General features: G+C 67.3%; 24 protein-coding genes and 1 pseudogene. 19 read left to right on the top strand and 6 right to left on the bottom strand.

Going from position 1 to position 24,109, the window contains the following annotated elements; translation table 11 throughout:
- Positions 1 to 49 precede the first annotated feature (49 nt).
- Both EF834_RS14330 and EF834_RS14325 read left to right on the top strand, forming a co-directional pair.
- Positions 50 to 811 (top strand): ESX secretion-associated protein EspG, encoded by a 762-nt coding sequence (locus EF834_RS14330; protein WP_127947900.1) that lies wholly within the window; start codon positions 50 to 52, stop codon positions 809 to 811.
- 74 nt (positions 812 to 885) lie between these two features.
- Positions 886 to 1,299, top strand: coding sequence for a YbaB/EbfC family nucleoid-associated protein (locus EF834_RS14325; RefSeq protein ID WP_127947899.1), 414 nt, complete (start codon positions 886 to 888; stop codon positions 1,297 to 1,299).
- Positions 1,300 to 1,309: 10 nt separating this feature from the next.
- Here EF834_RS14325 and EF834_RS14320 read toward each other — a convergent pair whose 3' ends face one another.
- Positions 1,310 to 2,059 (bottom strand): SDR family NAD(P)-dependent oxidoreductase, encoded by a 750-nt coding sequence (locus tag EF834_RS14320; RefSeq protein ID WP_127947898.1) that lies wholly within the window; start codon positions 2,057 to 2,059, stop codon positions 1,310 to 1,312.
- A 320-nt stretch (positions 2,060 to 2,379) separates the two neighbouring features.
- On the opposite strand from EF834_RS14320, the gene EF834_RS14315 reads away from it, so the two are divergent.
- Together EF834_RS14315 and gabT are read left to right on the top strand one after the other, a co-directional pair.
- A complete protein-coding gene (locus tag EF834_RS14315) occupies positions 2,380 to 3,684 on the top strand; it encodes an ROK family protein (protein WP_127947897.1) in 1,305 nt (434 codons plus the stop codon).
- Between the two features lie 147 nt (positions 3,685 to 3,831).
- Entirely contained in the window at positions 3,832 to 5,178 is a 1,347-nt protein-coding gene (gene gabT / locus EF834_RS14310; protein WP_127947896.1) for a 4-aminobutyrate--2-oxoglutarate transaminase, read from the top strand.
- A gap of 15 nt (positions 5,179 to 5,193) precedes the next feature.
- On the opposite strand, the pseudogene EF834_RS14305 reads toward gabT, so the two are convergent.
- Positions 5,194 to 5,952, bottom strand: a pseudogene (locus EF834_RS14305) (PIG-L family deacetylase); the annotation flags it as partial.
- Positions 5,953 to 6,080: 128 nt separating this feature from the next.
- Here EF834_RS14305 and mshA point away from each other — a divergent pair.
- Positions 6,081 to 7,427: a D-inositol-3-phosphate glycosyltransferase gene (gene mshA / locus EF834_RS14300; RefSeq protein ID WP_127947894.1), complete on the top strand. Its 1,347-nt coding sequence runs from the start codon at positions 6,081 to 6,083 to the stop codon at positions 7,425 to 7,427.
- Positions 7,424 to 8,002 (top strand): type III secretion system chaperone family protein, encoded by a 579-nt coding sequence (locus tag EF834_RS14295; RefSeq protein ID WP_127947893.1) that lies wholly within the window; start codon positions 7,424 to 7,426, stop codon positions 8,000 to 8,002. Before mshA ends, EF834_RS14295 begins: the two co-directional genes overlap by 4 nt.
- A gap of 44 nt (positions 8,003 to 8,046) precedes the next feature.
- Here the strand turns inward: EF834_RS14295 and mdlC are convergent, their stop codons facing one another.
- Positions 8,047 to 9,633 carry a benzoylformate decarboxylase gene (gene mdlC, locus EF834_RS14290; protein ID WP_127947892.1) on the bottom strand — a complete coding sequence of 529 codons (1,587 nt, stop codon included), beginning with the start codon at positions 9,631 to 9,633 and terminating at the stop codon, positions 8,047 to 8,049.
- Positions 9,634 to 9,858: 225 nt separating this feature from the next.
- Between mdlC and EF834_RS14285 the strand changes: the two genes are divergently transcribed.
- From EF834_RS14285 to EF834_RS14275, 3 genes are all read left to right on the top strand, one after another.
- The gene (locus EF834_RS14285) at positions 9,859 to 10,614 is read left to right on the top strand and encodes a phosphoglyceromutase (protein ID WP_206615296.1); all 756 of its coding nucleotides are present in this window, start codon (positions 9,859 to 9,861) and stop codon (positions 10,612 to 10,614) included.
- Positions 10,615 to 10,805: 191 nt separating this feature from the next.
- Positions 10,806 to 12,011 carry a sensor histidine kinase gene (locus EF834_RS14280; protein ID WP_127947890.1) on the top strand — a complete coding sequence of 402 codons (1,206 nt, stop codon included), beginning with the start codon at positions 10,806 to 10,808 and terminating at the stop codon, positions 12,009 to 12,011.
- 31 nt (positions 12,012 to 12,042) lie between these two features.
- Positions 12,043 to 12,732, top strand: coding sequence for a response regulator transcription factor (locus tag EF834_RS14275; protein ID WP_127947889.1), 690 nt, complete (start codon positions 12,043 to 12,045; stop codon positions 12,730 to 12,732).
- 30 nt (positions 12,733 to 12,762) lie between these two features.
- Here the strand turns inward: EF834_RS14275 and EF834_RS14270 are convergent, their stop codons facing one another.
- Complete coding sequence (locus tag EF834_RS14270; protein WP_235871214.1) at positions 12,763 to 13,695, bottom strand: hypothetical protein; 933 nt, start codon at positions 13,693 to 13,695, stop codon at positions 12,763 to 12,765.
- Between EF834_RS14270 and EF834_RS14265 the strand changes: the two genes are divergently transcribed.
- The 3 genes from EF834_RS14265 to EF834_RS14255 all read left to right on the top strand — a co-directional run bounded on the left by EF834_RS14265 (position 13,633) and on the right by EF834_RS14255 (position 16,701).
- The gene (locus EF834_RS14265) at positions 13,633 to 14,586 is read left to right on the top strand and encodes a Ppx/GppA phosphatase family protein (protein ID WP_127947887.1); all 954 of its coding nucleotides are present in this window, start codon (positions 13,633 to 13,635) and stop codon (positions 14,584 to 14,586) included. The two genes, EF834_RS14270 and EF834_RS14265, sit on opposite strands and share 63 nt — an antisense overlap.
- Complete coding sequence (locus tag EF834_RS14260) at positions 14,583 to 15,797, top strand: hypothetical protein (RefSeq protein WP_127947886.1); 1,215 nt, start codon at positions 14,583 to 14,585, stop codon at positions 15,795 to 15,797. The genes EF834_RS14265 and EF834_RS14260 overlap by 4 nt, the downstream gene beginning before the upstream one ends.
- A gap of 61 nt (positions 15,798 to 15,858) precedes the next feature.
- Positions 15,859 to 16,701, top strand: coding sequence for a sugar phosphate isomerase/epimerase family protein (locus tag EF834_RS14255; protein ID WP_127947885.1), 843 nt, complete (start codon positions 15,859 to 15,861; stop codon positions 16,699 to 16,701).
- 63 nt (positions 16,702 to 16,764) lie between these two features.
- On the opposite strand, the gene EF834_RS14250 is transcribed toward EF834_RS14255, so the two are convergent.
- Positions 16,765 to 17,181, bottom strand: coding sequence for a hypothetical protein (locus EF834_RS14250; protein ID WP_127947884.1), 417 nt, complete (start codon positions 17,179 to 17,181; stop codon positions 16,765 to 16,767).
- A 112-nt stretch (positions 17,182 to 17,293) separates the two neighbouring features.
- On the opposite strand from EF834_RS14250, the gene EF834_RS14245 reads away from it, so the two are divergent.
- The 7 genes from EF834_RS14245 (at position 17,294) to EF834_RS14215 (ending at position 22,890) form a co-directional block, all read left to right on the top strand.
- Positions 17,294 to 17,968, top strand: a complete 675-nt coding sequence (locus EF834_RS14245) for a MerR family transcriptional regulator (RefSeq protein WP_127947883.1) — start codon at positions 17,294 to 17,296, stop codon at positions 17,966 to 17,968.
- The gene (locus EF834_RS14240; RefSeq protein WP_127947882.1) at positions 17,965 to 18,810 is read left to right on the top strand and encodes a thioesterase family protein; all 846 of its coding nucleotides are present in this window, start codon (positions 17,965 to 17,967) and stop codon (positions 18,808 to 18,810) included. The genes EF834_RS14245 and EF834_RS14240 overlap by 4 nt, the downstream gene beginning before the upstream one ends.
- A gap of 61 nt (positions 18,811 to 18,871) precedes the next feature.
- Positions 18,872 to 19,687 carry a pyrroline-5-carboxylate reductase gene (gene proC / locus EF834_RS14235; RefSeq protein ID WP_127947881.1) on the top strand — a complete coding sequence of 272 codons (816 nt, stop codon included), beginning with the start codon at positions 18,872 to 18,874 and terminating at the stop codon, positions 19,685 to 19,687.
- Between the two features lie 139 nt (positions 19,688 to 19,826).
- Positions 19,827 to 20,087: a helix-turn-helix domain-containing protein gene (locus EF834_RS14230; RefSeq protein ID WP_235871213.1), complete on the top strand. Its 261-nt coding sequence runs from the start codon at positions 19,827 to 19,829 to the stop codon at positions 20,085 to 20,087.
- A 333-nt stretch (positions 20,088 to 20,420) separates the two neighbouring features.
- The gene (locus EF834_RS14225; RefSeq protein WP_003402602.1) at positions 20,421 to 20,522 is read left to right on the top strand and encodes a 30S ribosomal protein bS22; all 102 of its coding nucleotides are present in this window, start codon (positions 20,421 to 20,423) and stop codon (positions 20,520 to 20,522) included.
- A gap of 249 nt (positions 20,523 to 20,771) precedes the next feature.
- On the top strand, positions 20,772 to 21,803 hold the full coding sequence (locus tag EF834_RS14220; protein WP_127948128.1) for an NAD-dependent epimerase/dehydratase family protein: 1,032 nt from the start codon (positions 20,772 to 20,774) through the stop codon (positions 21,801 to 21,803).
- 37 nt (positions 21,804 to 21,840) lie between these two features.
- Positions 21,841 to 22,890 carry a lysophospholipid acyltransferase family protein gene (locus tag EF834_RS14215; RefSeq protein WP_235871211.1) on the top strand — a complete coding sequence of 350 codons (1,050 nt, stop codon included), beginning with the start codon at positions 21,841 to 21,843 and terminating at the stop codon, positions 22,888 to 22,890.
- On the opposite strand, the gene EF834_RS14210 is transcribed toward EF834_RS14215, so the two are convergent.
- Positions 22,848 to 23,987 carry an HAD family hydrolase gene (locus EF834_RS14210; protein WP_127947879.1) on the bottom strand — a complete coding sequence of 380 codons (1,140 nt, stop codon included), beginning with the start codon at positions 23,985 to 23,987 and terminating at the stop codon, positions 22,848 to 22,850. The genes EF834_RS14215 and EF834_RS14210 overlap by 43 nt on opposite strands.
- Between the last annotated feature and the right edge of the window lie 122 nt (positions 23,988 to 24,109).

Below are 24,109 nucleotides of genomic sequence, written 5' to 3'. Positions count from 1 at the left end.
CCACTCAGGCCGGTGGAACCGTCCGCCGGTCCGATGCGTCTACCCCTTCATGGAGTATTCGAAGGCCTGGCAGTTCACCGGGCTCGAGTTCGAGGTCTTGTGGCGACAGCTCGGTCGTGACCGCCTGCCGTACCCGCTGCGCTACCGGCCGACTGCCGACACCCAGGAAGATCTGGACCGTCTCCGGCAAGCCGCGGCGGCATCGTGGCTTCCGCGCGTCACGGAGACCCTGCATCGGCACCTGACGGTGCTCGCCGAACCCGACATCCGGATCGAGGTGTCCGGTTTCGTCGGCCGGGAGGACACGGTCGCGGTCCGCATGCATGGAGCAATCCGCGGCGGCCTGGCAACACTCGCGATCCAGATGCCCGGACCCGACGTCGACAGCGGCGGCGACGTGATGGTGCACGGTCCCGCGCCGGCTCAGCTCCCGGAGGCGATCGCCTCGGCCCTCCCGGCAATGCCCGCGGGATCCCGTGCTCCGGTCCGGTTCCGGCGGACCGATCTGCAGCCCGGCGGCGGACCGCTGCTCGTTTCGGCAGGAGCGACCGGCCTACGGGACGAGGCGCTCGGACTGTTGCGGCGTCCACGCACTGGAATTGGTGAGATCACCGCGTTCGCCGGTGTCGCTTACGACAGCCGCCCCGGTACCGGCGGTGTCGGACTGCACTGGATCGACTTCGGCGGCGACGGACGATACGCGCTCAGGGATGCTGCCGACATCGTCGTCTCGCCGGCATCGGTGCCCCAGATCGCGGCGGAGATCGAAAAACTCCTAGGCACGATCAGAGCGCGCGAGATGGCTCACTGAGACCCGCCCGATGTAGGAACCGATCCGGAACATCCCGCGTCCAACCCAGCAAAGGGGAGAAATGGGAGGGATCGATGGTCGACAACGGACTTCGAGACGAAGCGCTCCAAAGGTCGCGTATCACGGCGGAAGCCGAGTCGCCGGACGGTCTGGTCCGGGTCACCGTCGATGCCGCCGGGGTGGTGCTGTCGGTGTGGATCGACCCGACGGCGTTCACACGGACAACGCCGGACCGGCTCGCGGCCTCGGTGGGTGCCGCGGCCCGCGCCGCGAGCACCGATGTTCGTGCGCGGGTCGCGGACCCGATGGCCCCGGTTGCGGCACGGGGGACCGACAGAGTGGACCTGCCCGACCCGGACCCGGGTGGACCGAGCGTTCGGAATCTCGTACCGACCGTCGCGACGGAGTTCGATCCAGCCGCCCCGCGACCGGCCGCGCGCCCGACTCCGATACTCAGGACGCGCACGACTGGCCGGCACCGATCATGAGGAGGCGAGGTCAGTCCGTGGTGCGGTGGAAACGCTCCGAGGTGGCCTGGTCACGCGGCTTGACAATGATCTGGTCGAGGTTCACGTGCGACGGCCGGGACGCGACGAACCCGATGATCTCTGCGACGTCCTGCGCGACCAGAGGCGTCATACCCTCGTAGACCCGCGTGGCCCGCTCCTGGTCGCCCTTGAACCGAACCAGCGAGAACTCGGTCTCTACCGCGCCCGGCGCGATCTCGGTCAGTCGGACCGGCTTGCCGAGCAGTTCACCCCGCAGCGTGCGGTGCAGCAACGCCTCCGCGTGCTTGGCCGAGGTGTATCCCGCGCCGTTGTCGTAGACGGAGACTGCCGCAAGCGAGGTAACCGTGACGATCAAACCGTCGCCGGACTCGATGAGCCTGGGGAGCAGCGCCTTCGTCATCCGGAGCGTACCGAGCACGTTCGTCTCCCACATCCAGCGCCAGTCGTCGAGGTCCGCCTCGCTGACGGGTGCGAGCCCCATGGCTCCGCCGGCATTGTTGACGAGGACGTCGACCCGGGGGAGGACCGTGCAGAAGGCCTCCACCGAATCCTCTTCGGTCACATCGAGTTCGAGCGCTGTTCCGCCGATATTTGCGGCGATGGCCTCGAGGCGATCGAGGCGACGGGCGCCGAGCACGACGTGAAACCCCTGCTTGGCGAGGGTGCGGGCGGTCGCTTCCCCGATCCCGGAGCTGGCTCCGGTGACGACGGCGACACGAGTGTCCGGTGACAAGATCATGGCCTGATCGTATGCCGGGACGACGGTGTGACCGGGGACGGGCGCATGGGCGGGATTGCAGGTGCTAGCTTGATCGTCATGTCGTCCGGCGCCACGTCCGCTCTGCGGGTCACCTACGTGACCGCTGCGTTGGGCTCCCGGCTGCCGCGTCCGCGGGAACTCTGTTGTCCTTGCCGCACCATGTGCTGCTGATTCTGCGCTGCTCACACCCCATTTGACGGTGATCACCCGATGTCCGCATCGGTGTCGGCATCCCATCGGTAGCACCTCCCCGACCGCGTCGACAGCCGTCCCCAGCCGGGGCGGGGTAAGGACATCCCATGTCAATCGCAGCACCACACGCACCCCTGACCGGGTCCGTGGCCGTGCGTACCGGATCCGCTCGACCAGCCGGTACTGCCCAAACCCGTCCCGCGAGCCGATCGCGCATCGTGCCGCCCACGCTGGGTATCATCGACGGTCCGGCCGCTGCGGTGTTCCGAGCCGCCGCAGTCCACGGACCGATCTACCGTGACGACGGTGCCCGGATGTCGGGTGCGAGTGCGGCAACCGTCAACCGTCACGTCAGCGCGATGCTGTCCGCCGGGCTGCTTCGCGAGCGACCGGACCTCGCCGTCTCCGGGGCTGCCGGGCGCCCCCGAATCCCGTTCGAGGTCAACCATGAGCCGTACCTGACCGTCGGAATACACATCGGCGCGATCGCCACGAGCGTCATCGTCTCGGACCTACGGGGGCGGATCCTCGGTGGCGTTGACCTTCCGACACCACCGGGAGACTCGGACTCCGCTCTCGCGAAGGTCACCGCGAGCGCGCGCCGCTTCGTGGCCCGCTGGCACCGCCGCCGGCCCCTGTGGGTGGGCGTCGCGCTCGGTGGCCGTGTCGATCCTGTGGCCGGCGTGGTCGACCACGCGCGCCTCGGGTGGACCGGTGCACGTGTCGGTGAGGTAATCGGTTCCGGCTTCGGGCTGCCCGTCTCGGTCGCCGGGCAGGTGGAGGCGATGGCGGCCTCCGAGCTGCTGCTTGCCCCGCAACGGACGGAGAGCACCGAGACCCGAGGGAACGACCTGTACTTCTACGCCCGTGAAACCGTCGGTGTCGCAGTCGCATTCGACGGCAGGGTGCATACACCGGCAGCCGGACCCGGCTCGATCGCGCATCTGTCGACCGGTTCGGACGTGCCTTGCGAATGTGGTGCCACCGGCTGTCTCGAGGTGACCGTCGGCGATCGCGGTGTGCTGCGAGCGGCGCAGCGCGCCGGGGTGTTACCGGCGACTGCGACGCTGCCGCCGATCGCGGCACTGTACCGGGAGGCGCGCTCGGGATCGACCGCCGCTCAGCAGATTCTCACCGAGCGCGCGCAGACTCTGGGACGTGCCGTCGCGGTGGTACGCGACCTGTTCAACCCGGATCGGGTCACACTCGGCGGGCAGGCGTTCACCGACTACCCCGAGGCTGCACCTCACGTGGCGCAGGCCCTGTCGCGCGGCGGGCGGGCCGGGACCACCGACGCGCGCATCACGAGGTTCGGAAAGCGAGTGCAGGAGCACGCGGCCTGCGTGGTCTCGCTCAGCTCGCTGTACTCGAATCCGCTGGCGACCATGCGGAAGGCGACCGTTCGGGTGTGAACCGCGTCCTGCGACTCGTGGATCGTGAACGGGGCGCGCTCGTAACTGCCATTCTGGAAGATAGAGCACGATATGAGTTAGCGGCATACGAGTTAGCGGCATACGAGGTAGCGGCACTGATCGGGCCATTTTCGGAGGACATCTCCCATGCGCACCATCTCTTATCGCCTTCCCCAGGAGCGGGCACTCGTTACCGAGCTGCCCGGCCCCAAGTCCGTCGAGTTGGCTGCGCGCCGCCGCGCGGCGGTCGCGGCCGGTGTCCGTTCCAGTGTCCCCGTCTACGCCGCCGACGCGGACGGTGGTGTGATCGTCGACGTCGACGGCAACTCGCTGATCGACATGGGCGCGGGGATCGCCGTCACCAGCGTCGGTGCATCGGATCCGCGGGTGGCCGCTGCGGTGCGCGAGCAGGTCGGCCGGTTCACCCATACGTGCTTCATGGTCACCCCGTACGAGAGCTACGTGCAGGTCGCCGAGCAGCTTGCCGCTCTCACCCCCGGCAATCACGACAAGCGCACCGCATTCTTCAACTCTGGCGCGGAGGCCGTCGAGAACGCGATCAAGGTGGCGCGCCTGGCGACCGGGCGGGGCGCCGTCATCGCCTTCGACCACGCCTATCACGGCCGCACCAACCTGACGATGGCGCTGACCGCGAAGTCTGTGCCGTACAAGAGAAACTTCGGCCCGTTCGCTCCCGAGGTCTACCGGATGCCGATGTCGTACCCGTTCCGTGACGAGGCCGGTCTCACCGGTGAGCAGGCCGCCCACCGCGCGATCTCGCAGATCGAGAAGCAGGTCGGTGCAGAGTCGGTAGCGGCGGTCATCATCGAGCCGATCCAGGGTGAGGGTGGATTCATCGTTCCCGCATCGGGATTCCTCCCGACCCTGCTCACGTGGGCGCGTAGCAACGGCGTGGTATTCATCGCCGACGAGGTCCAAACCGGGTTCGCCCGCACGGGTTCGTGGTTCGCGTGCGAGGACGAACAGATCGTTCCCGACATCATCACGATGGCCAAGGGCATCGCGGCCGGCCTGCCGCTGTCGGCAATCACCGGCCGCGCCGATCTGCTCGACAAGGTGCACCCCGGTGGCTTGGGCGGCACCTACGGTGGCAACCCGGTCGCCTGCGCTGCTGCCCTTGCCTCACTCGCGACGATGCGCGAGTTCGACTTGCCGGCCCGCGCCCGCCGGATCGGTGAGCTCGCGACGAGCCGGCTGCAGGCCCTCGCCGAGGAGGTTCCCGCAGTCGGTGACGTCCGCGGTCGTGGAGCCATGATCGCGATCGAACTCGTTGTGCCGGGCACTACCGAACCGGACGCCGACCTCACGAGGGTCGTCGTGGCGCGCGCCCTCGAACAGGGTGTCCTCTTGCTGACCTGCGGCACCTACGGCAATGTGATCCGCCTGCTGCCGCCACTAGTGATCGGCGACAACCTCCTCGAGGACGCCCTGACCGTGCTCGACGGCGCGATCCGCGCTGCCGCCTCGGTCTGAGGCGCTCACACCCTCCAGCGGGAGGGCGGTCTCCGTCGCTCCCGCCGGTGCGCCGTGGCGTCGGAACCACTCCCGGCCGAACGCGGCCTGCAGCTGTTCCCCGGGCATGTGCAGAAACGGTCCGAAGTCGCCTATCTGTGTCTCGTACGCGAACATCGCCGCCCGCTTCGCCGCGAGCACCGTGCTCACGTCGACGACCGTCGTGACCTCCGAGTCGGGCAGTCCGAACGTGTCGAAATCCGTCGCGGCCCACTCGGGGTTGGACTGTGTCAGCCCACGAATGTGGTCGCGATTGATCGTGGCCTCGTACACGTGTGGCACGTTCGCCAATTCGGCCGCGCGCACCCCCACGCGGTGCACCTGAATGTGGTCGGGATGTCCGTAGCCCCCGTTGGGGTCGTAGATCGTCAGGACGTCCGCGGACTCCTCGGCGAGGATCTCCGCGAGCCGGGCCGCGGCAGTCTCGACGTCGATGTTGCAGAATGCGTCCGGATTCTCGTTGTCCGCCGTCCCAGCCATGCCGGAATCGGCGTAGTGCAGCATCACCAATCGGTGCGCGCCCAAGGCGCTCGTCGACGCCTCCAGTTCACGGCGGCGACGCTGCGCGAGGGTCTCATCGTCAGTGAGCAGCCCGTCCGGTACCTGGCCGAGTGCGCCGTCGGTCGCGGTGACCACGACGACGCGGTGGCCGGCATCGGCGGCCTGCCGCATTACTCCGCCCGTCAGGAATACCTCGTCGTCGGGATGTGCATGGAAGCAAACCAGAACGCTCATGAGTTGAATGTTCACATACGGGCCCGACGGTGTACGGGGAAGGTCGTCGTACCGGGAGGGCGCGGGGTTCCGTGGCGTGGTTGCAGGTGCAATTACCCCACGGCAGCACGACAGGGCACTATGGACCCGTGACACCCAAGCACAGCGCGGAGCCCCGACGGGTCGCCGTCCTCTCCGTACACACCTCGCCGCTCGCCCAGCCAGGCACAGGCGACGCGGGCGGAATGAACGTGTACGTGTTGCAGACCGCGATCCAACTTGCGCGCCGCAATGTGGAGGTCGACATCTTCACCCGGGCGACCTCGTCGGACGATCCGGTGGTGCAGGAGGCCGCGCCCGGTGTCCGTGTCCGCAATGTCGCGGCCGGTCCGTACGAGGGCCTCGACAAGCACGCGCTACCGACGCAGCTGTGCGCGTTCGCGGCGGGGGTGTTGCGTGAAGAGGTGCGGCACGAGCCCGGCTACTACGACCTCGTGCACTCGCACTACTGGCTGTCGGGCCAAGTGGGCTGGCTTGCACGGGACCGGTGGGGTGTACCCCTGGTCCACACCGCGCACACTCTCGCGGCGGTGAAGAACGCCTCCCTCGCCGACGGCGACACGCCGGAGCCGGCGGCCCGTCGGATCGGTGAGCAGCAGGTGGTCGCGGAGGCCGACCGGCTCACGGCCAACACCGCCGAGGAGGCCGCCCAGCTCACTTCGATCTACGGGGCGTGCGCGGACAACGTCGACGTCGTCGCCCCGGGCGCCGACCTCGAGTGCTATCGGCCCGGAGACCGCTGCGCGGCGCGGGTCGCTCTCGGACTGGACCCGTCCGAGACGATCGTGACGTTCGTCGGACGGATCCAGCCGCTCAAGGCACCCGACGTCCTGCTGCGGGCCGCGGCCGAGGTGATGGCTCGCGAAGCGGACTTACCGTTGCGGGTGCTGGTCGTCGGCGGGCCGTCCGGCACGGGCCTCGAGAGGCCCGATTCGCTGATCGAGCTCGCAGCGGCGCTGGGAATCACGGCACGGGTGACTTTCCTGCCCCCACAGCCGCCCGAGAAGTTGGCAACCGTCTACTGTGCATCGGATCTGGTTGCGGTACCCAGCTATTCGGAGTCGTTCGGCCTGGTCGCGATCGAGGCTCAGGCATGCGGAACCCCCGTCGTCGCAGCCGACGTCGGGGGACTCGGTACAGCTGTGCAAGACGGACGGACCGGGTTGCTCGTGCAGGGGCACCGTATCGACGATTGGGCATCGGCGCTGCAGTCGCTCCTGACGACGCCGGACCGGCTCGACGAACTGTCGGCCAGGGCGCCGCGGCACGCGGAGAACTTCTCGTGGCAACACACCGCCGACGGGTTGCTCGACAGCTATCGGGCCGCGAGCGCGAAGTATCTACGGATGTCGGAAGCCGGCGAGTTCTCCCCGCGGTCGCGGGGGCTGTGGAGGCTGCGCCGGAAGAATATCCAACAGGGTGGGGTGCGGGTATGAGTGAATCGGATCGAAGCCCGGGTGTCGTCGCGGATGTCATCGACGGCGCGCTGAAGGACCGCGAGCTCGACTACACCCGCAGGGGTGAGAACCAGTTCGTCGTGGAGTTGCCCGGCGAGCACAAGCTCGCGACGACGGCGCTGCTCACCGTCGGCAACCACGGCGTACGTGTCGAGGCGTTCGTGTGCCGCAAGCCGGACGAGAACTTCGAGGGCGTCTACAAGTACTTGCTGCGCCGCAATCGCCGGCTGTACGGCGTCCACTACACCCTCGACAAGATCGGTGACGTCTACCTGACCGGGCGGATCCCGTCGCACGCGGTGACCGGTGAGGAGCTCGATCGTGTGCTCGGCCAGGTGCTCGAGGCCTCCGACGGAGACTTCAACGTGCTGCTCGAACTGGGCTTTGCGTCGTCGATCAAGCGGGAATGGGAGTGGCGCGTATCCCGAGGTGAATCCTTGGCGAACCTGCAGCCGTTCAAGCACCTGGTCGAGGAGAACGACCTTGTCGAGGAGAACGACTCTGTCGAGGAGAACGGCGCCGACGGGCCGGACAAGGTGTCCGAGGGGTCATAGGGCGAGGGGTCATAGGGCACGCCTCGGTAGCCGAGGCGTGCGGTTCAGGGTTCGGTGACAGCCGTCTCGACCTCGATCACGGCCGGGCTGTTGCCGGCCAGCGCTTTCTCGAACGCGGCGACGAAAGCGGTGGGTGTGCGAACCGCGGTCGCCGTGACCCCGTAGCCGGACGCGATGGCCGTGAAGTCGATCCCTGGGACGTCCAACCCCGGGGTTTCCCCGGCATCGAGAACCCGCGCGAACCACCGCAGGACGCCATACGTGCCGTTCTTCAGGATCACGACGATGACCGGTATTTGGTAGCGAGCGGCAGTCCACAGCGCCGTAATCCCGTAATTGGCGGATCCGTCCCCGATCAGGCCGACCACGCGGCGGTCGGGGAGTGCCAGCTGGGCGCCGACCGCGGCGGGAAGTCCCCACCCGAGACCCCCGGACGCGGGGAAGAAGTAGCTGTTCGGCCGGGACAGGTCCACCTGAGACCAGAAGGCCGCGATCGTCGATGTCGACTCTTTTACGTAAACCACGTCGTCGGGAGCACTCTCGCGCAGCAGCGCGAACAGCTGTTCCGGGTGAACGGCCTCCGGTGACGTTCGAGGCGGCGCGATGTCGGGAAGCGGCGGGAGTGCCGGCCGACGTCCCGGTGTCACGGCATCGGCGAGACGGGTCAGGGAGTCGCGTACACCCGCGACCCAAGCGTCGCCCATCGGCGCCCGGGCCGCCTCGCTCGGATCGCTGGTCAGGTGGATCAACCGGGCTCCCTCAGGCAGGTACTCACCGGGCACGAACTGGTGGTACCGGAAGACGGCGGCGCCGACGACGAGAATCAGGTCGTGCCCGGCGAGCGCGTCGGTCAGCTCCTGAACGGCGGCCGGCAGTACGCCCCGGAAGCTGCGGTGGCGGGTGGGGAACGGGCACCTCGACGGCAATGGTGCGATCCACACCGGCGCGTTCAGGGCGTCCGCGAGGCGAACGGCCTCGTCATTGGCGCCCTCGGCGTCCACCTCGGAGCCGAGGACCAGGACGGGGTGCTGGGCACGGTCGAGGGCCTCGGCGAGGGCCCCGAGTTGATCGGAGCTCAATGAGTTGGCCGGCGCCGTGGTGCGCTCTACCAGGTGCCGGGTCTCGGCGGGGGCTTCCTGTCCCCAGTCGTCGTAGGGCACCGACACGTACACCGGCCCCCTGGCGGGCAGGTTCGCGATATGAATGGCCTGGCTGAAGGTCCGGGGCACGTCCTGCGCGCACGCCGGTTCGCTCGACCACTTCACGAGCGGTTTCGGGAGGGTCGGAGCGTCGACGTTGGCGAGCATCACCTCCTGACCGATCGTCGAGCGAACTTGCTGGCCCGCCGTGATGATCAGTGGGCTGTGCGCGTACACCGAGTTGGTGAGCGGACCCATCGCGTTGCCGGTGCCCGCAGCCGCGTGCAGGTTGACGAACGCCGCGCCGCGCCGCGCTTGCGCGAAGCCATCCGCCATCCCCAGCACAGCGCCCTCATGTAAGCCCAGGACGTAGCGGAAGTCGTCGGGCATGCCGGCGAGGAAGGGCAGTTCGTTGGATCCGGGATTGCCGAAGATCGTCGTCAGACCGTGCGCCCGCAGCACGTCGTAGGTCGCCTGGCTCACGTCAGCCATCGAGAGTTCTCCGTTCGACGGGGACGTCATTCCAATCGCGGGATGACTCCACCCACGGTATGAACGCGGACGCAAGAGTTTCAATGACTACTCTCGATCGGCACGCAAATGACGCCAACCGCCGTCGAGCAAAGTCGGCCGGCCGAGCTGTTTCCGTACCGAGTGTCCCCGCCGACGGGGGCGCCCAAAGGCTCGCGCGACCACCCGATTACGTGTCATGCCAGGATTGACGGCATGAGTACCGGAACACTCGTGCTGCTCCGCCACGGCGAGAGCGAATGGAACGCGCTGAACCTGTTCACCGGCTGGGTGGACGTGCATCTCACCGACAAGGGCATGGCCGAGGGCAAGCGTGCCGGTGAACTGCTTGCCGAACACAACCTGCTCCCGGACGTTCTCTACACGTCGCTGCTGCGCCGCGCGATCAGCACCGCGAACCTCGCGCTCGACGCGTGCGACCGTCACTGGATCCCGGTCGTGCGCGACTGGCGCCTCAACGAGCGCCACTACGGCGCCCTGCAGGGCAAGAACAAGGCCCAGACCAAGGCGGAGTTCGGCGAGGAGCAGTTCATGCTGTGGCGCCGCAGCTACGACACCCCACCGCCGCCCATCGAGGCCGGCAGCGAGTACAGCCAGGACGCGGATCCGCGGTACGCGGACCTGCCGGAGGTTCCGCTGACCGAGTGCCTGCTCGACGTGGTCAAGCGCCTGATCCCGTATTGGGAGGAGACCATCGCCGCCGACCTCCGGGCCGGCAAGACCGTCCTGATCACCGCCCACGGCAACTCGTTGCGTGCGCTGGTCAAGCACCTCGAGGGCATCTCCGACGAAGACATCGCAGGCCTGAACATTCCGACGGGCATCCCGCTGCGCTACGACCTCGACGAGAACCTGAGGCCGCTGAACCCTGGCGGCACCTATCTCGACCCGGTAGCCGCCGCGGCGGGAGCTGCGGCCGTTGCGAACCAGGGTGCGAGGTAGTTCTGACGAAGATCCGGCTGGGGTCGGTACGGAACGACGTTCGTGCCGGCCCCAGCTTGTTGCGCTGAGCGAACGCCCGTTCGGAAACGAACGGTGAACGACCAGGAAACGCCAGCTCTCAGTCCTGTGACATGCGAGTAATCTGTCACACCCAGCCTCGAGATCAGGTTTGCCGAACGTACGATTCAGGTGTGACTGTCGTTCAGGCCGTGATGCTGGCCGCCCTGATCGCCGTCGTCGGTTTCGTCGTTGGCGGAGCGGCCGTCCATCGACTCACCTCTCGTCACGCGCAGCGTCGGCAGTCCCAGATGGGCCTGACGCTGTCACAAGTCCTCGACCTGATCGTTCGCACCTCCGACAGCGGCATCGCGGTCGTCGACAAGTTCAACGACGTAGTCCTGTCCAATCCGCGCGCCGAGGTACTCGGTCTGGTCCGGAACCGGACGATCGACGACCGGGCGTGGGTCGCCGCGGCCGAGGTGTTCGAGACCGGCGAGCCGGTGGAGATCGATCTCACGGGGTGCACATCGGTACGCGGCCGCGACAAGATGGCGGTTCGCGGTGAGGCCCGCCTGTTGAGCAAGGCGGACCCGCGGTTCGTCGTGATAACCGCCGATGACGACTCCGAGCAGGTCCGGATGGAGGCAACCCGCCGCGACTTCGTTGCCAACGTCAGCCATGAACTCAAGACGCCGGTAGGCGCGATGGGCCTGCTCGCGGAGGCGCTGCTCGAGTCTGCGGACGACCCGGATTCGGTGCGTTACTTCGGTCAACGCGTGCTCAGTGAATCGTCCAGGCTCGGCAACATGGTCAGCGAATTGATCGCGCTCTCACGGTTGCAGGGCGCCGAGAAACTGCCCGACCTCGAGGTGGTCGACGTCGACGACGTCGTCACCGAGGCGCTGCGCCGATCCACGCTGGCCGCCGAGGCCGCCGAGATCACTGTTCACACCGACGCTCCGAGCGGTCTCGAGATGATGGGCGACCGCACCCTGCTCGTGACCGCGCTGTCCAACCTCGTCGAGAACGCGATCGCATACTCGCCGAAGGGGACGTCGGTGTCGGTGAGTCGGACGGTCCGCGACGGCAACGTCGCGATCGCGGTCACCGACCGCGGCATCGGTATCGACAAGGACGACCAGGAGCGCGTCTTCGAGCGCTTCTTCCGGGTGGACAAGGCCCGGTCACGCGAGACCGGCGGGACCGGGTTGGGGTTGGCGATCGTCAAGCACGTCGCCGCGAACCACAACGGTTCCATCGACCTGTGGAGCCGCCCCGGCACCGGATCCACCTTCACGTTGCAGATCCCCGGGCACTTCGCGTCCGCATCCGCTGATGCGGCCGATGTTGCCGAATCCCGCAAACCCGCAATGATCGACAAGAGGGCCGCATCCTGAGGCGATGCGGCATGAGCCAGGAGGGGAACCGTTGACGAGTGTGCTGATCGTGGAGGATGAGGAATCGCTGGCCGACCCCCTCGCGTTTCTCCTCCGCAAGGAGGGGTTCGAGGCGACTGTCGTCGGTGACGGCCCGTCCGCCCTGGCCGAGTTCGAGCGGTCCGGTGCTGACATCGTCCTGCTCGACGTCATGCTGCCCGGAATGAGCGGAACCGACGTGTGCAAGCAGTTGCGTGCCAAATCGTCGGTGCCGGTGATCATGGTCACCGCCCGCGACAGCGAGATCGACAAGGTGGTCGGGCTCGAACTGGGCGCCGACGACTACGTCACCAAGCCCTACTCGGCTCGTGAACTCATCGCCCGGATCCGGGCCGTGCTGCGCCGTGGTGTCGACGCCGAGGCCGACAACGGTGCTGCGGAAGGTGTCCTCGAAGCCGGCCCGGTTCGGATGGACGTCGAGCGCCACCTCGTGCGCGTGGGTGGCGAGCCGGTGTCGCTGCCACTCAAGGAATTCGATCTACTCGAGTACCTTCTGCGCAACTCCGGTCGGGTCCTCACTCGCGGACAGCTCATCGACCGGGTGTGGGGTGCCGACTACGTGGGCGACACCAAGACACTCGACGTCCACGTCAAGCGGTTGCGCGCCAAGATCGAGGCCGATCCCGGCAAGCCGAGGCACCTGGTGACCGTTCGCGGGCTGGGGTACAAGCTCGAGGAGTGACCACTGTGACGGTCGGTCATCGCGCGGGCGTCACTCCTGCGAGTGCTGTGCCTTCGCCGCCATCTCGCCTGCGGCTGTGGTCGCAGGATGCACCGCGATCAGGCCTAGGCCCTGACGACGCCTGCACAGCGACGCCAGTTCGTCGTACGCGGCCTTCCCGAGCAATTCGGTGAGCTCCGGAGCGTACGACTGCCACACCGGCTTCTCTCCCACGTGTGCATCCGGTGACCCGGAGCAGTACCAGGCGAGGTCCTCGCCGCCCTCGCCCCAGCCACGGCGGTCGTACTCGGTGATGGTCGTCTCGAGGATCTGCTTGCCGTCTGGGCGGTCCACCCACTCCTGGGTGCGGCGGATGGGCAGCTGCCAGCACACGTCGGGCTTGACCTCGAGCGGCTCGATGCCCTTGCGCAGCGCCATCTTGTGCAGTGCGCAGCCGATGCCGCCCTCGAAGCCTGGACGGTTCAGGAAAATGCACGCGCCCTTGTGCCTGCGGGTTCGCAGCGCGGGCTCGTCCTCGAGGTCGTCCTCCTCGACGTATCCCTTCTTCCCCAGACCCTTCTTTCTGAACTGCCAGTCCTCGGGTGTGAGCATCTTCACGGCCGCGTCCAGCTTCTCCCTGTCCTCCTCGTCGGAGAGGAATGCGCCATGCGAGCAGCAGCCGTCGTCGGGCCGTCCGGCGACCGTGCCCTGGCACGCGGGGGTGCCGAATACGCAGGTCCAGCGCGAAAGTAGCCAGGTCAGGTCGGCTTTGATGGAGTGTTCGGGGTTCTCAGGGTCGACGAATTGGACCCACTCGCGCGGGAAATCGAGATCGACTTCCGGCGCGGGCAAGATCTTGTGGGAGCCGCTTGTGCTGCCTGCTGTCACAGTGCCCGACCGTAGACCCAGTACCGTAGCCGTGTGCGCCTTGGGGTACTCGACGTCGGAAGCAACACCATCCACCTGCTCGTGGTTGACGCTCATCGTGGTGGGCACCCTACACCGATGAGCTCGACCAAAGCTGCATTGCGGCTCGCGGAGAACACCGACGAAAAGGGTGACATCACCCGGAGCGGTGCGGACCGTCTGGTTGCCACAGTTCAGGATTTCGCCGGCATCGCGCAATCTTCCGGGTGCGGGGAACTGATGGCGTTCGCGACGTCCGCGGTTCGCGACGCCAACAACTCTGAGGCAGTCCTGTCGCGTGTGCGCGCCGAGACCGGCGTGAACCTGGAGGTGCTGTCCGGCGTCGACGAGGCGCGGCTGACGTTCCTTGCAGTGCGCCGCTGGTATGGCTGGAGTGCTGGACGCATCCTCAACCTCGACATCGGTGGCGGCTCGCTGGAGCTGACGTCCGGCGGAGACGAGGACCCGGACGTCGCGTTCTCGCTCCAGCTCGGTGCCGGACGCCTCACGCGCGACTGGCTGCAGGAAGATCCGCCGGGCAAGCGTCGCGTCGCAGTGCTGCGGGACTGGCTCGACGCCGAACTGGTGGGCCCGGCGAAGCGCCTGCGCGAGGCCGGGAGTGCAGACTTGAGTGTCGGCACCTCGAAGACGTTCCGTTCACTCGCGCGTCTGACCGGTGCCGCGCCGTCAGGCGCAGGTCCGCGCGTCAAGCGGACCCTGACGGCGAGCGGTCTGCGGCAGTTGATCGCGTTCATCTCGAGGATGACTACCTCGGACCGTGCAGAATTGGAGGGTGTGAGTTCCGACCGCTCGCAGCAGATCGTGGCCGGTGCTCTCGTTGCGGAGGCCAGCATGCGCGCGCTGGGGATCGACACGCTGGAGATTTGCCCGTGGGCATTGCGTGAAGGTCTGATTCTTCGCAAGCTCGATACGGACATGGGTGGAGAACTGGTGGTGAGCACACGATGACTGACCCCGAGAGTGACAGCAAGGCGATCTCGGTTGCGGAGCTGTTGGCCCGCAACGGCCAGAGGGTTAGCTCCGGTGGCGGTGGACGACGTCGTCGAGGTTCCAAGGGCGGCATCTCCGTCGCGGAATTGACCGGCGACCTTCCGGCCATCGACGACGAGCAGGAGTCGGCCCCGACCCCACAATCCGACGCACCCGCCGACGTCGACAAGACCGCATTGTTCAGGTTCTCCAACGCCACGGAGACCGTCGAGGACAAGAAGGCCGCAGCGGAGGCGGCTGCTGCGGAGAAGAGGGCAGCCGAGAGGTCCGGACCGACCGCTGCCCCGAACGGGGCGGCCCTGAATGGAGCGACCCCGAACGGATCCGCCTCATTCGGGACGGCTTCGTACCCGAAGCCCTCCGGGCTCTCCGGGCCTTCGCGCCCTGCGCCCTCGAGTCCCGCTGCGCCCTCGGGCCCCGCTGCCCCGTCCAGTCCCGCCGCGCCATCGAGTCCTGTGGGGCCTCCGCGGTCTGGGCCCTCGAGTCCTGCCGCGCCCTCGGGTCCCGCCGCGCCGTCCAGTCCTGCCGGGCCTCCGCGCTCTGGCCCATCGAGTCCTGCGGGGCCCGCCAAGCCGTGGAAGGCGTCGGAGCCTTCCGAGGATTCGGCCGCGACGACGATCATCCCGCAGGTGCCGTCGGACGAGCGTCTCGACGAGCCCGAACCGAGGTTCGAACCGAAACCCAAGTTCGAGCCCGAACCGAAGCACGAGCCCGAACCGAAGCTCTTGTCCGGGTGGTCGGCCGGGGACGATCCGCTTCGGCAGGGTCGCGATGCGGCGGTCGCCGAACCCGATGAAGCACTGGCGGCCGATGTCGGTGACGCGGACGACGTCGACTATGTGGGCGACGCGGACGACGCGGAATACGCAGACGATACGGACCTCACCGACGTCGAACCCGAGCCCAACCGAGTGAAGCAGTGGGCGGTCCTGCTGGGCCAGGGTGCCGTGGCGGTCGTCGCCGGGGCACTGATGTTCAAGGGCTTCGAGAAGCTGTGGGACACGCTGCCGATGGTGGCGCTCGTCCTCTCGGTCCTCGTGATCGTCGGGCTGGTCGCAATGGTTCGGATCCTGCGTCGCACCGACGACGTCACCAGCCTGGTGATTGCACTGATCGCCGGAGTCTTCGTCACCCTCGGTCCACTGGCCTTCCTGCTCAGTACCAGCTGATATGACGGCATAGGGGGACGACATCGGGGACGGCATCGGGAAGGTCGCGGGGAGGGCGCGCATGTCGGATCGGAAGATCCTCGTGGGACTGTCCACCGCCTCCGTCTACCCCGAGAACACGGAGGCGGCCTTCCGGTATGCGGCCGAGGTCGGCTACGACGGCGTCGAGTTGATGGTGTGGGCCGAGTCGGTCAGCCAGGACGTCTCGGCGGTCAAGCGACTGATCCGCAAGTACGCGGTGCCCGTGCAGGCCCTGCACGCCCCCTGCCTGCTGATCTCACAGCGCGTGTGGGGTGCCGACCCCGCCGCGAAGCTCGACCGTTCGGTCGCGGCCGCCGAAGCCTTGGGGGCGTCGAACGTCGTGGTGCATCCACCGTTCCGTTGGCAGCGTCGGTACGCCGACGGATTCTCCGACCAGGTGGCCGGACTCGAAGAGAAGACGGGTGTCGTCGTCGCGGTCGAGAACATGTTTCCGATGCGCGCGGACAGCTTCTTCGGTGGACGGGAGAGGACCGCCGAGCGGCTCCGCAAGCGGGGTGGCCCGGGTGCAGCACTGTCGGCGTTCAGTCCGTCGTACGACCCCACCGAATCCGGGCATCGGCACTACACACTGGATCTGTCGCACACGGCGACCGCCGGCATGGATGCGATGGATCTGGTACGCCGTATGGGCAGCGGCATGTCGCACCTGCATCTCGCCGACGGCCGCGGCGCATCGGTCGACGAGCACCTCATCCCCGGACACGGGACGCAGCCGTGTGTCGAGGTGTGTAGGCACCTGGTCGAGAACGGATTCAGCGGTCAGGTCGTCGTGGAGATCAACACCCAGAACGCGCGGACCCGTCCCGAGCGGGCCTCGATGCTGGGCCAAGCACTGAGCTTCGCTAGAGAGAACCTGCGCTGACCTCTCCTGCGCTGACCTCTCCTGCGCTGACCTCTCCTGCGCTGACCTCTCCTGCGCTGACCTCTACAGGGCGGCTACGCCCGCGTTGATCACCGTGATCCCCGAGATCACCAGTCCCGCCACGAGGCAGGCCGCTCCGATCCAGATCGATGCGAACATCGGCCCGGGCTTCGCGGGATTCTGGCCGAGGACCGACAGGAAGAAGCCCGCGGGAATGAAGATCGCGGCGGCGAGCACCGCGATCGCCCCGGCCGCTGCCCACCCGGGGTTCGCGTCTACAACCGCAGTGAGGGTCGCGAGCAGGACGCCGAGTGTGACCAGCACACCGGCGTGTGCGTGACCGGCGCGGAAGAAGGACTTCTGCAGTTCGTTGGCACCCTGGCGGCCGGTCAGGATCCGGAGCAGAAACACTCCGCCGGACGCGATGGTGACGACCGTCAGCACTGTGACGCCGACGACAATGGTGAGGACGGGATTCATGCGGTGCTCCTTGCGTGAGGTATTCTGCCCAAGATTGGATAGTTCGACTATCCAGTTCGAATTCCATGATCAACACACGTTGTGGCCGGGTGTCAAGCAGAGGAGGGTCGACATGCGGGTGTCCGAACTCGTCGCGGTCAGCGGTGTGCCCCTCGCGACCGTGAAGTACTACCTGCGTGAGGGGTTGCTCATGCCCGGCGAGGCCAGCAGTGCGACTCAGGCCGAGTACGGCGAGCAGCACGTGCGACGCCTCTCGCTCATCAAGGCACTCGCCGGCGTCGGGTTACCGCTGGCGAAGATCCGCACCATCGTCGGGCTCGTCGATCACCCTGCCGACACCGTCTTCGAGACGATCGGTCGCGCGCTGGCTGCGTTGCCACCGTATTCCGCCGACGCGGACGCGGAGGCCGACGACTACCCGCGCGCTCGTGCGGTCCTCGAGCGACTCGGCCAGGTGTACCAGCCGTCGTATCCCGTTGTCGCGCAACTGGAAAAGGCGCTGGCTGCGGCCGAGGACGTCGGCATACCGATGACCGACGAGCGGCTCGATGTGTACGCGCGGCACATTCGTTCCATCGCCGAGATCGACCTCCAGCTCATGCCCACGGATTCGGTCGCGTCCGCGATCGAGTACGCCGTGCTCGGCACCGCGATCTACGAACCGGTTCTGACCGCGCTGCGCCGCCTGGCACACCAGGACGTCGGCGCCACGATGTTCGCCCGGCGTACCTTCGACGGCTTCGCCACCCCAGATAGAACTACCCCAGATAGACAGGAAAACCCATGACCCTTCACCCGTTTCGGGATCTCACCACCGTCACCCCGCACGGTGCCGGTCGGTACACCGCCCACATCGACCCGATCTGGACCATCGGGCCGAAGGTTCACGGCGGCTGCCTGATGGCCGTCTGCGCGGCGGCGGCCCGGAGTGAACTCTTCGAAACGGCACCACCGGAGATGCCCTTGGACCCGGCGGTGGTGCCTCTCGCAGTCAGCGCCAGCTACCTGAACGCACCGGACCCGGGTGAGGTCGACGCGGTCGTGACCGTCCGCAAGCGTGGACGTCAGGTCTCACTCGTCGACGTCGAATTGTCCCAGAGCGGTCGGCCTGCCGTGCACGCCGCGGTCACGATGGGCGTGCCCGACGCCGGGGAGCCGCACTACACCGAGGAGCAGACGCTCGCGCAGTTGCCGGTCGAGCCACCCGCAGAGGACGCGCTGGTCGCCGACCACCCCATGGCGCAAGTCGTGCACGTCTCCCAGGGCTGCGATCTGAGTGTCGACGCCTCGTCGGCACACTTCCTGAGCGGCAAGCAGGGCGAGCCCCAGGTGCGGATGTGGGCGCGACCATGGTCGGCCGACGAGGAGGACCCGGTCACCGCGGCGTTGTTCGCGATCATGACCGGCGATGTCAGTGCTCCGGTGACGATGAACCGGGGCATGTTCGGCTGGGCACCCACCGTTCAGCTGACGACCTACCTGCGTCGGCAACCAGCGCCCGGATGGCTGCGGGTGATGGCCTCCTCTACGGTGCTCGGCGGCACGTGGTTCGAGGAGGACCACACGGTCCTCGACTCGACCGGAGCGGTCGTTGTCCAGAGTCGCCAGCTCGCAATGATCCCCCGCTGACGTTCTGTCACCTCGGGGACCGGGGGAGGTCCCGATTGCGCGTCGTGGCAGGCTGGAGGCCATGACGAGAATTGCGGTGATCGGTGGCGGCAAGATCGGCGAGGCGCTGATCTCGGGGCTGTTGCACGGGGGTCATTCGGTCCGAGACCTGGTTGTTGCCGAGCAGTACGAGCCTCGCGCGGAGGACCTGGCAACGGAGTACTCGATCCGTGTCACCACGATCGCGGATGCAGCCGAGGGCGCGGACGTCATCGTCGTCGCCGTCAAGCCTGCGGACGTCGACACCGTGCTGACCGAGCTCGGCAAGGTCGATCTCGACAGCGATCGGGAACAGCTCCTGGTCTCGCTTGCGGCCGGCATCCCGACGACGCGGTACGAGGCGAGGCTGCCTGCCGGCTTCCCGGTCGTCCGGGCAATGCCCAATACTCCGATGCTCGTCGGGCAGGGCGCGGGCGTCATCACGCCCGGACGTCACGTCAAGCGCGGGCACCTGGAACTGGTGCGCTCGGTCCTCGGGACCGTCGGCACGGTCACCACGGTGCCCGAAACCATGATCGACGCCGCGACGGCGGTGTCCGGATCTGGCCCGGCGTACTTCTTTCTGGTGGTCGAGGCGATGATCGACGCCGGGGTCGCGCTCGGGCTGACCCGTGCGACGGCGAGCGAACTGGTGGTGCAGACGATGGTCGGCACCGCGGCGATGCTCACCGAGTCGGGCGAGAGCGCGACAGAGCTTCGGGCCGCCGTTACGTCACCCGGCGGTACCACCGCAGCAGCAGTGCGCCAACTCGAGCGCGGTGGTCTGCGGACGGCGTTCTACGATGCCCTCACTGCCGCGCGCGATCGGTCGGCCGAGCTTGGAGTGGCACCCGAGTAGATCGCGATTATTGATCGTGTTTGTAACACCCGTCGCACCAACCCCTCTGGTCCCGCTAAGCTCTCGTGTCAGCACGTGCGTGTCTGTTCCGCCGGAGGGGAAGCCGGCGGCGCGACACGTGCCGGAAGTAGGTGGACAGATGGGATCTCCTGAGAACCCAGCGAAGCCGGCTAGGCAAGACAAGTCCGGCAAACAAGAAAGTCCTGGCGGCGCAGGTTTGGCCGGGACGCAGTTCCTCACTGTCGCGGAGGTCGCGGCCCTCATGAGGGTCTCGAAGATGACCGTGTACCGCCTCGTGCACAGCGGTGAACTGCCCGCTGTTCGCGTCGGGCGCTCGTTCCGCGTCCATGCGAAGGCGGTGCACGACTACCTGGAGACTTCGTTCTTCGACGCAGGCTGACCGGCCGTGAGTCGGAGCTGAACCTCGGTTTTCGTCGCGCGGGCTTGTCCCGGTACGATCATGAGTCGTCGTACCAGCCAGCCGGTGTCGTCAGGCGCTGGCGTCGTGAGAGCGGCCAGTGGCAACGCGGCCTAGAAGGTCTAGTGGCAACGCGGCCTGAAAGGCCAATGGCAACGCGGCCTGAAGGCCAGTGGCAACCAGGCCTCGAGGGTCCGGTGGCAACGCGGCCTCGAGGCCTAGTGGCAATCGAAGGCGTGAAGCGCCAGAGGAAGACACAGGCGTACGTGACCGGCGTGCGCTGAACGCTAGAGAAGACTGTGAGGGACACCCACCATGGGTTCAGTGATCAAGAAGCGCCGTAAGCGCATGTCGAAGAAGAAGCACCGCAAGCTGCTTCGTCGTACGCGGGTTCAACGTCGGAAACTCGGCAAGTAAGCCGCACAGGGTCGTGTACTCGGATGCCCGTCGCCGTTTCGGTGGCGGGCATCTGTGCGTTCGGAGTCACGTGTTCGGCAGGCGCATGTTCGCCGAGGTTCACCCGGATGTGGACGGCAGGTTGCCAGGCTGTAAAGGCTTGTGCCGAACCCTTGCCCACGTGCCCGGATTCGCTAGGCTCGCCGGAGGGGTGAAGGGACGGGGGCAGATGTGAATTCTGACGATCGGGGCGCGCAGCTACCGAAGGTAGTGCTGGTGACAGGTGCCAGCCGGTTCCCGGGTGGGTTCCTTGTGTCACGACTCGCTCAGCATCCCGAGATAGATAGAGTCGTCGCGGTCGACGCAGTTTCGCCGAGCAAGGACATGATGAGGCGGATGGGGCGCGCCGAGTTCGTTCGTGCCGACATTCGAAACCCGCTCATCGGAAAGGTAATTCGCGGCACCGAGGTCGACACGGTAGTTCACGCGGCAGTGCTGGCCCAGGCCCCTAAGTCCGGCAGTCGGGCGGCGATGAAGGACATGAACGTCATCGGCGCGATGCAATTGTTCGCGGCGTGCCAGAAGGCTCCGAGTGTCCGCAAGGTCGTGTTGCGATCCGCGTCCGCGGTGTACGGCGGTAGTCCCAAGGACCCGGCCAAGTTCACCGAGGAGATGAGTGCCCGCAGGCCGCTGCAGGGCGGGTGGGCACGTGACTGTATCGAGATGGAGGGGTACGCGCGACGTCTCGGCAGGCATCGTCCCGACATCGGGGTGTCGATCCTCCGCTTGGCCCCGCTCATGGGCCCGCGGTTGCACGGATGGGTGGCACGGTACCTGTCGTCGCCGATCGTCCCGAGCATCCTCGGGCGCGATGCCCGCATGCAGTTGCTGCACGAGGAGGACGCACTCGCCGCTCTCGAACGGGCGACCGTCGCCGGGCCGGCCGGGACGTTCAATGTGGCCGGTGACGGCGCGGTAATGATGTCCCAGGCGATTCGCCGGGCCGGACGGGCCGAGGTACCGATACCGTTTTCCCTGTTCCGAAGCGCGGGTCGGGCCCTGATGGGGTCGCAGATGCGTTCGTTCACCCACGAACAGCTCGACTACTTCCACTTCGGGTGCGGCCTCGACACCACGCGAATGCGCGCCGACCTCAGCTTCGAGCCGCGCTGGACAACGCTGCAGGCGCTCGACGACTTCGTCCGGGGTGCACGGCTCAGCCGTGTGATCAAACCCCACTGGGTAGACCGGGCCGAATCTACGGTGCTTGCTGTCGCGGGTGCCGAGTCTCAGATCAGGTGACCATCGATATGGGCAGAAACCAGGGCAGGGGGCTTTTGTGAACGACGTGGCGAAAGTGATTCCGTTGCACGGGCCGGGTCGCCCACCGGTGCATGGTCGCACGACGAATCGACATTCGTCAGGCCCTGTGGACCGTCGGCGATTCCGCGAACACGAGGCGCCTGCCGCTGCGGAAGCCACCGAGGAATCCGACGAACAGCCTGCCGCTGAGCAGCACGGCGGCTCACCGGTCGACAGCCTCCGCTCCCTCGTCATCGAGCAGGTCACCGGCGTCGCGGGGTACCTGCGTCGCCGTATCACGGGCGACTACGAGGTCGACGAGTTCGGCTACGACCAGGACTTCGCGGACAGTGTCTTCCTCCCCGCTCTGCGGCCGTTGTTCGAGAAGTGGTTCCGCGTAGAGACCCGCGGCGTCGAGAACATCCCGATGCACGGCGGAGCGTTGGTGGTGGCCAACCACGCCGGCGTGGTCCCGATCGATGCACTCATGACGTCGGTGGCGGTGCACGACCACCATCCGGAGCATCGGGCACTGCGGATGCTGGCGGCGGATCTGGCGTTCGAGATGCCGGTCATCGGGAATATCGCTCGCAAGGCCGGGCACACACTCGCGTGCCATCCGGATGCCGAGCGGCTGCTGCGCAGCGGCGAGCTCGCGGCGGTGTTTCCGGAGGGCTACAAGGGCATCGGCAAGCCGTTCTCGGAGCGCTACAAGTTGCAGAGGTTCGGCCGCGGCGGTTTCGTCTGCGCCGCGATGCGCGCCGGGGTACCGATCATTCCGTGCTCGATCGTCGGATCCGAGGAGATCTACCCCAAGATCGGCGACATCACGCCGCTGGCCCGGCTGCTCGACATGCCGTACTTCCCGGTCACACCACTGTTTCCGCATCTCGGGCCGCTAGGCCTGGTGCCGTTACCCTCCAAGTGGTACATCGAGTTCGGCACCCCGATCGTCACGGACACCTACGACGCTGCCGAGGCCGACGACCCGATGGTGCTGTTCGAGGTCACCGACCACGTCCGCGAGACGATCCAGCAGACGCTCTACCGCTTGTTGGCCCAGCGCCGGAACGTCTTCATGGGCTGAGCGCCGCTCAATTCAGGGTTCGACTCGGAGGCCGTCGCCGCGCGCACGCGCTCTCGGCGGCGGCTGAGGATCGCGCCCACCGCACCGCCGACCGCGCCCAGCAGGAGCGCCGTCGGTACACCGATCTTCGCGGCCTTGCGGCCGGTCCGGAAGTCCCGTACCTGCCACCCGCGGTTCTTCGCGAGCTCGCGTAGGTCCGCGTCGGGGTTGACCGCGACGGCAGTACCGACCAGCGACAGCATCGGCACGTCGTTGTAGCTGTCCGAGTACGCCGTGCAGCGCTTGAGGTTCAACCCCTCGCGAATCGCGAGGGTACGCACGGCGTGCGCCTTGCCGAGCCCATGCAGGATGTCGCCGACGAGTCGGCCCGTGAACACGCCGTCCTCGCTCTCGGCAACGGTCCCCAGCGCGCCGGTGAGGCCGAGGCGTTTGGCGATCACCTGCGCCAGCTCGACCGGTGTGGCCGTCACGAGCCATACCTGTTGGCCGGCGTCGAGGTGCATCTGCGCCAACGCCCGGGTTCCCTCCCAGATCTTGTCGGAGATGACCTCGTCGTAGATCTCCTCGCCGAGGCGGGCCAGTTCCGCCGTCGACCGGCCGGCGACGAACGACAGTGCCTTCTCCCGGCCCTCGGCGACGTCGTCGCTGTTCTCCTTGCCGGTGACCCTGAATTTGACCTGCTTCCATGCGAAGTCGACCAGGTCCGAGGTCTTGAGGTACTTGCGGGCCGCGAGACCACGCGCGAAATGGATGATCGATGCGCCCTGCACCATGGTGTTGTCGACATCGAAGAACGCGGCGGCGGTGAGATCCCGGGGGACGGCCGGCTCGGCGGGCGGTTCCACCGTTTCGGGCGCGGGCGCCGTTTCCGAAGCCTCTTCGAGGGCCTCCGTCTCGTCGGCGGCGAGGGTAGCCGCCTCGGCCTCGGCTTCCTGCAGTGCGAGCGCCGCGTCGGCGCTGGCCTCACCGGCGAGGTTGGCACGCAGCTCGGCCTCGCTCGGACCCAGCAGGTTCCGGATCCGGCGACGTCCGGGGCGCAGAATCCCGGACAGACCCACACCGAATCCGGCGCCGTTCGGCAGTGATCGCCCAGGCACTCGAACCTCCCGTGTCGCAGACACCTCTGGCTCACCCTAGCCCGACAGTCGTGATGTATCCCGTCGGAACAGGGCACTATCGACAGCGTGTGATGTTCGTCTCGAAACGGAACGGTCCGCAA

It is taken from the genome of Rhodococcus spongiicola (genome assembly GCF_004011835.1).
GTDB lineage: Bacteria > Actinomycetota > Actinomycetes > Mycobacteriales > Mycobacteriaceae > Prescottella > Prescottella spongiicola.
Note: the sequence above shows the minus strand (reverse complement) of the source record. Positions and strands in the feature narration are given on the sequence as shown.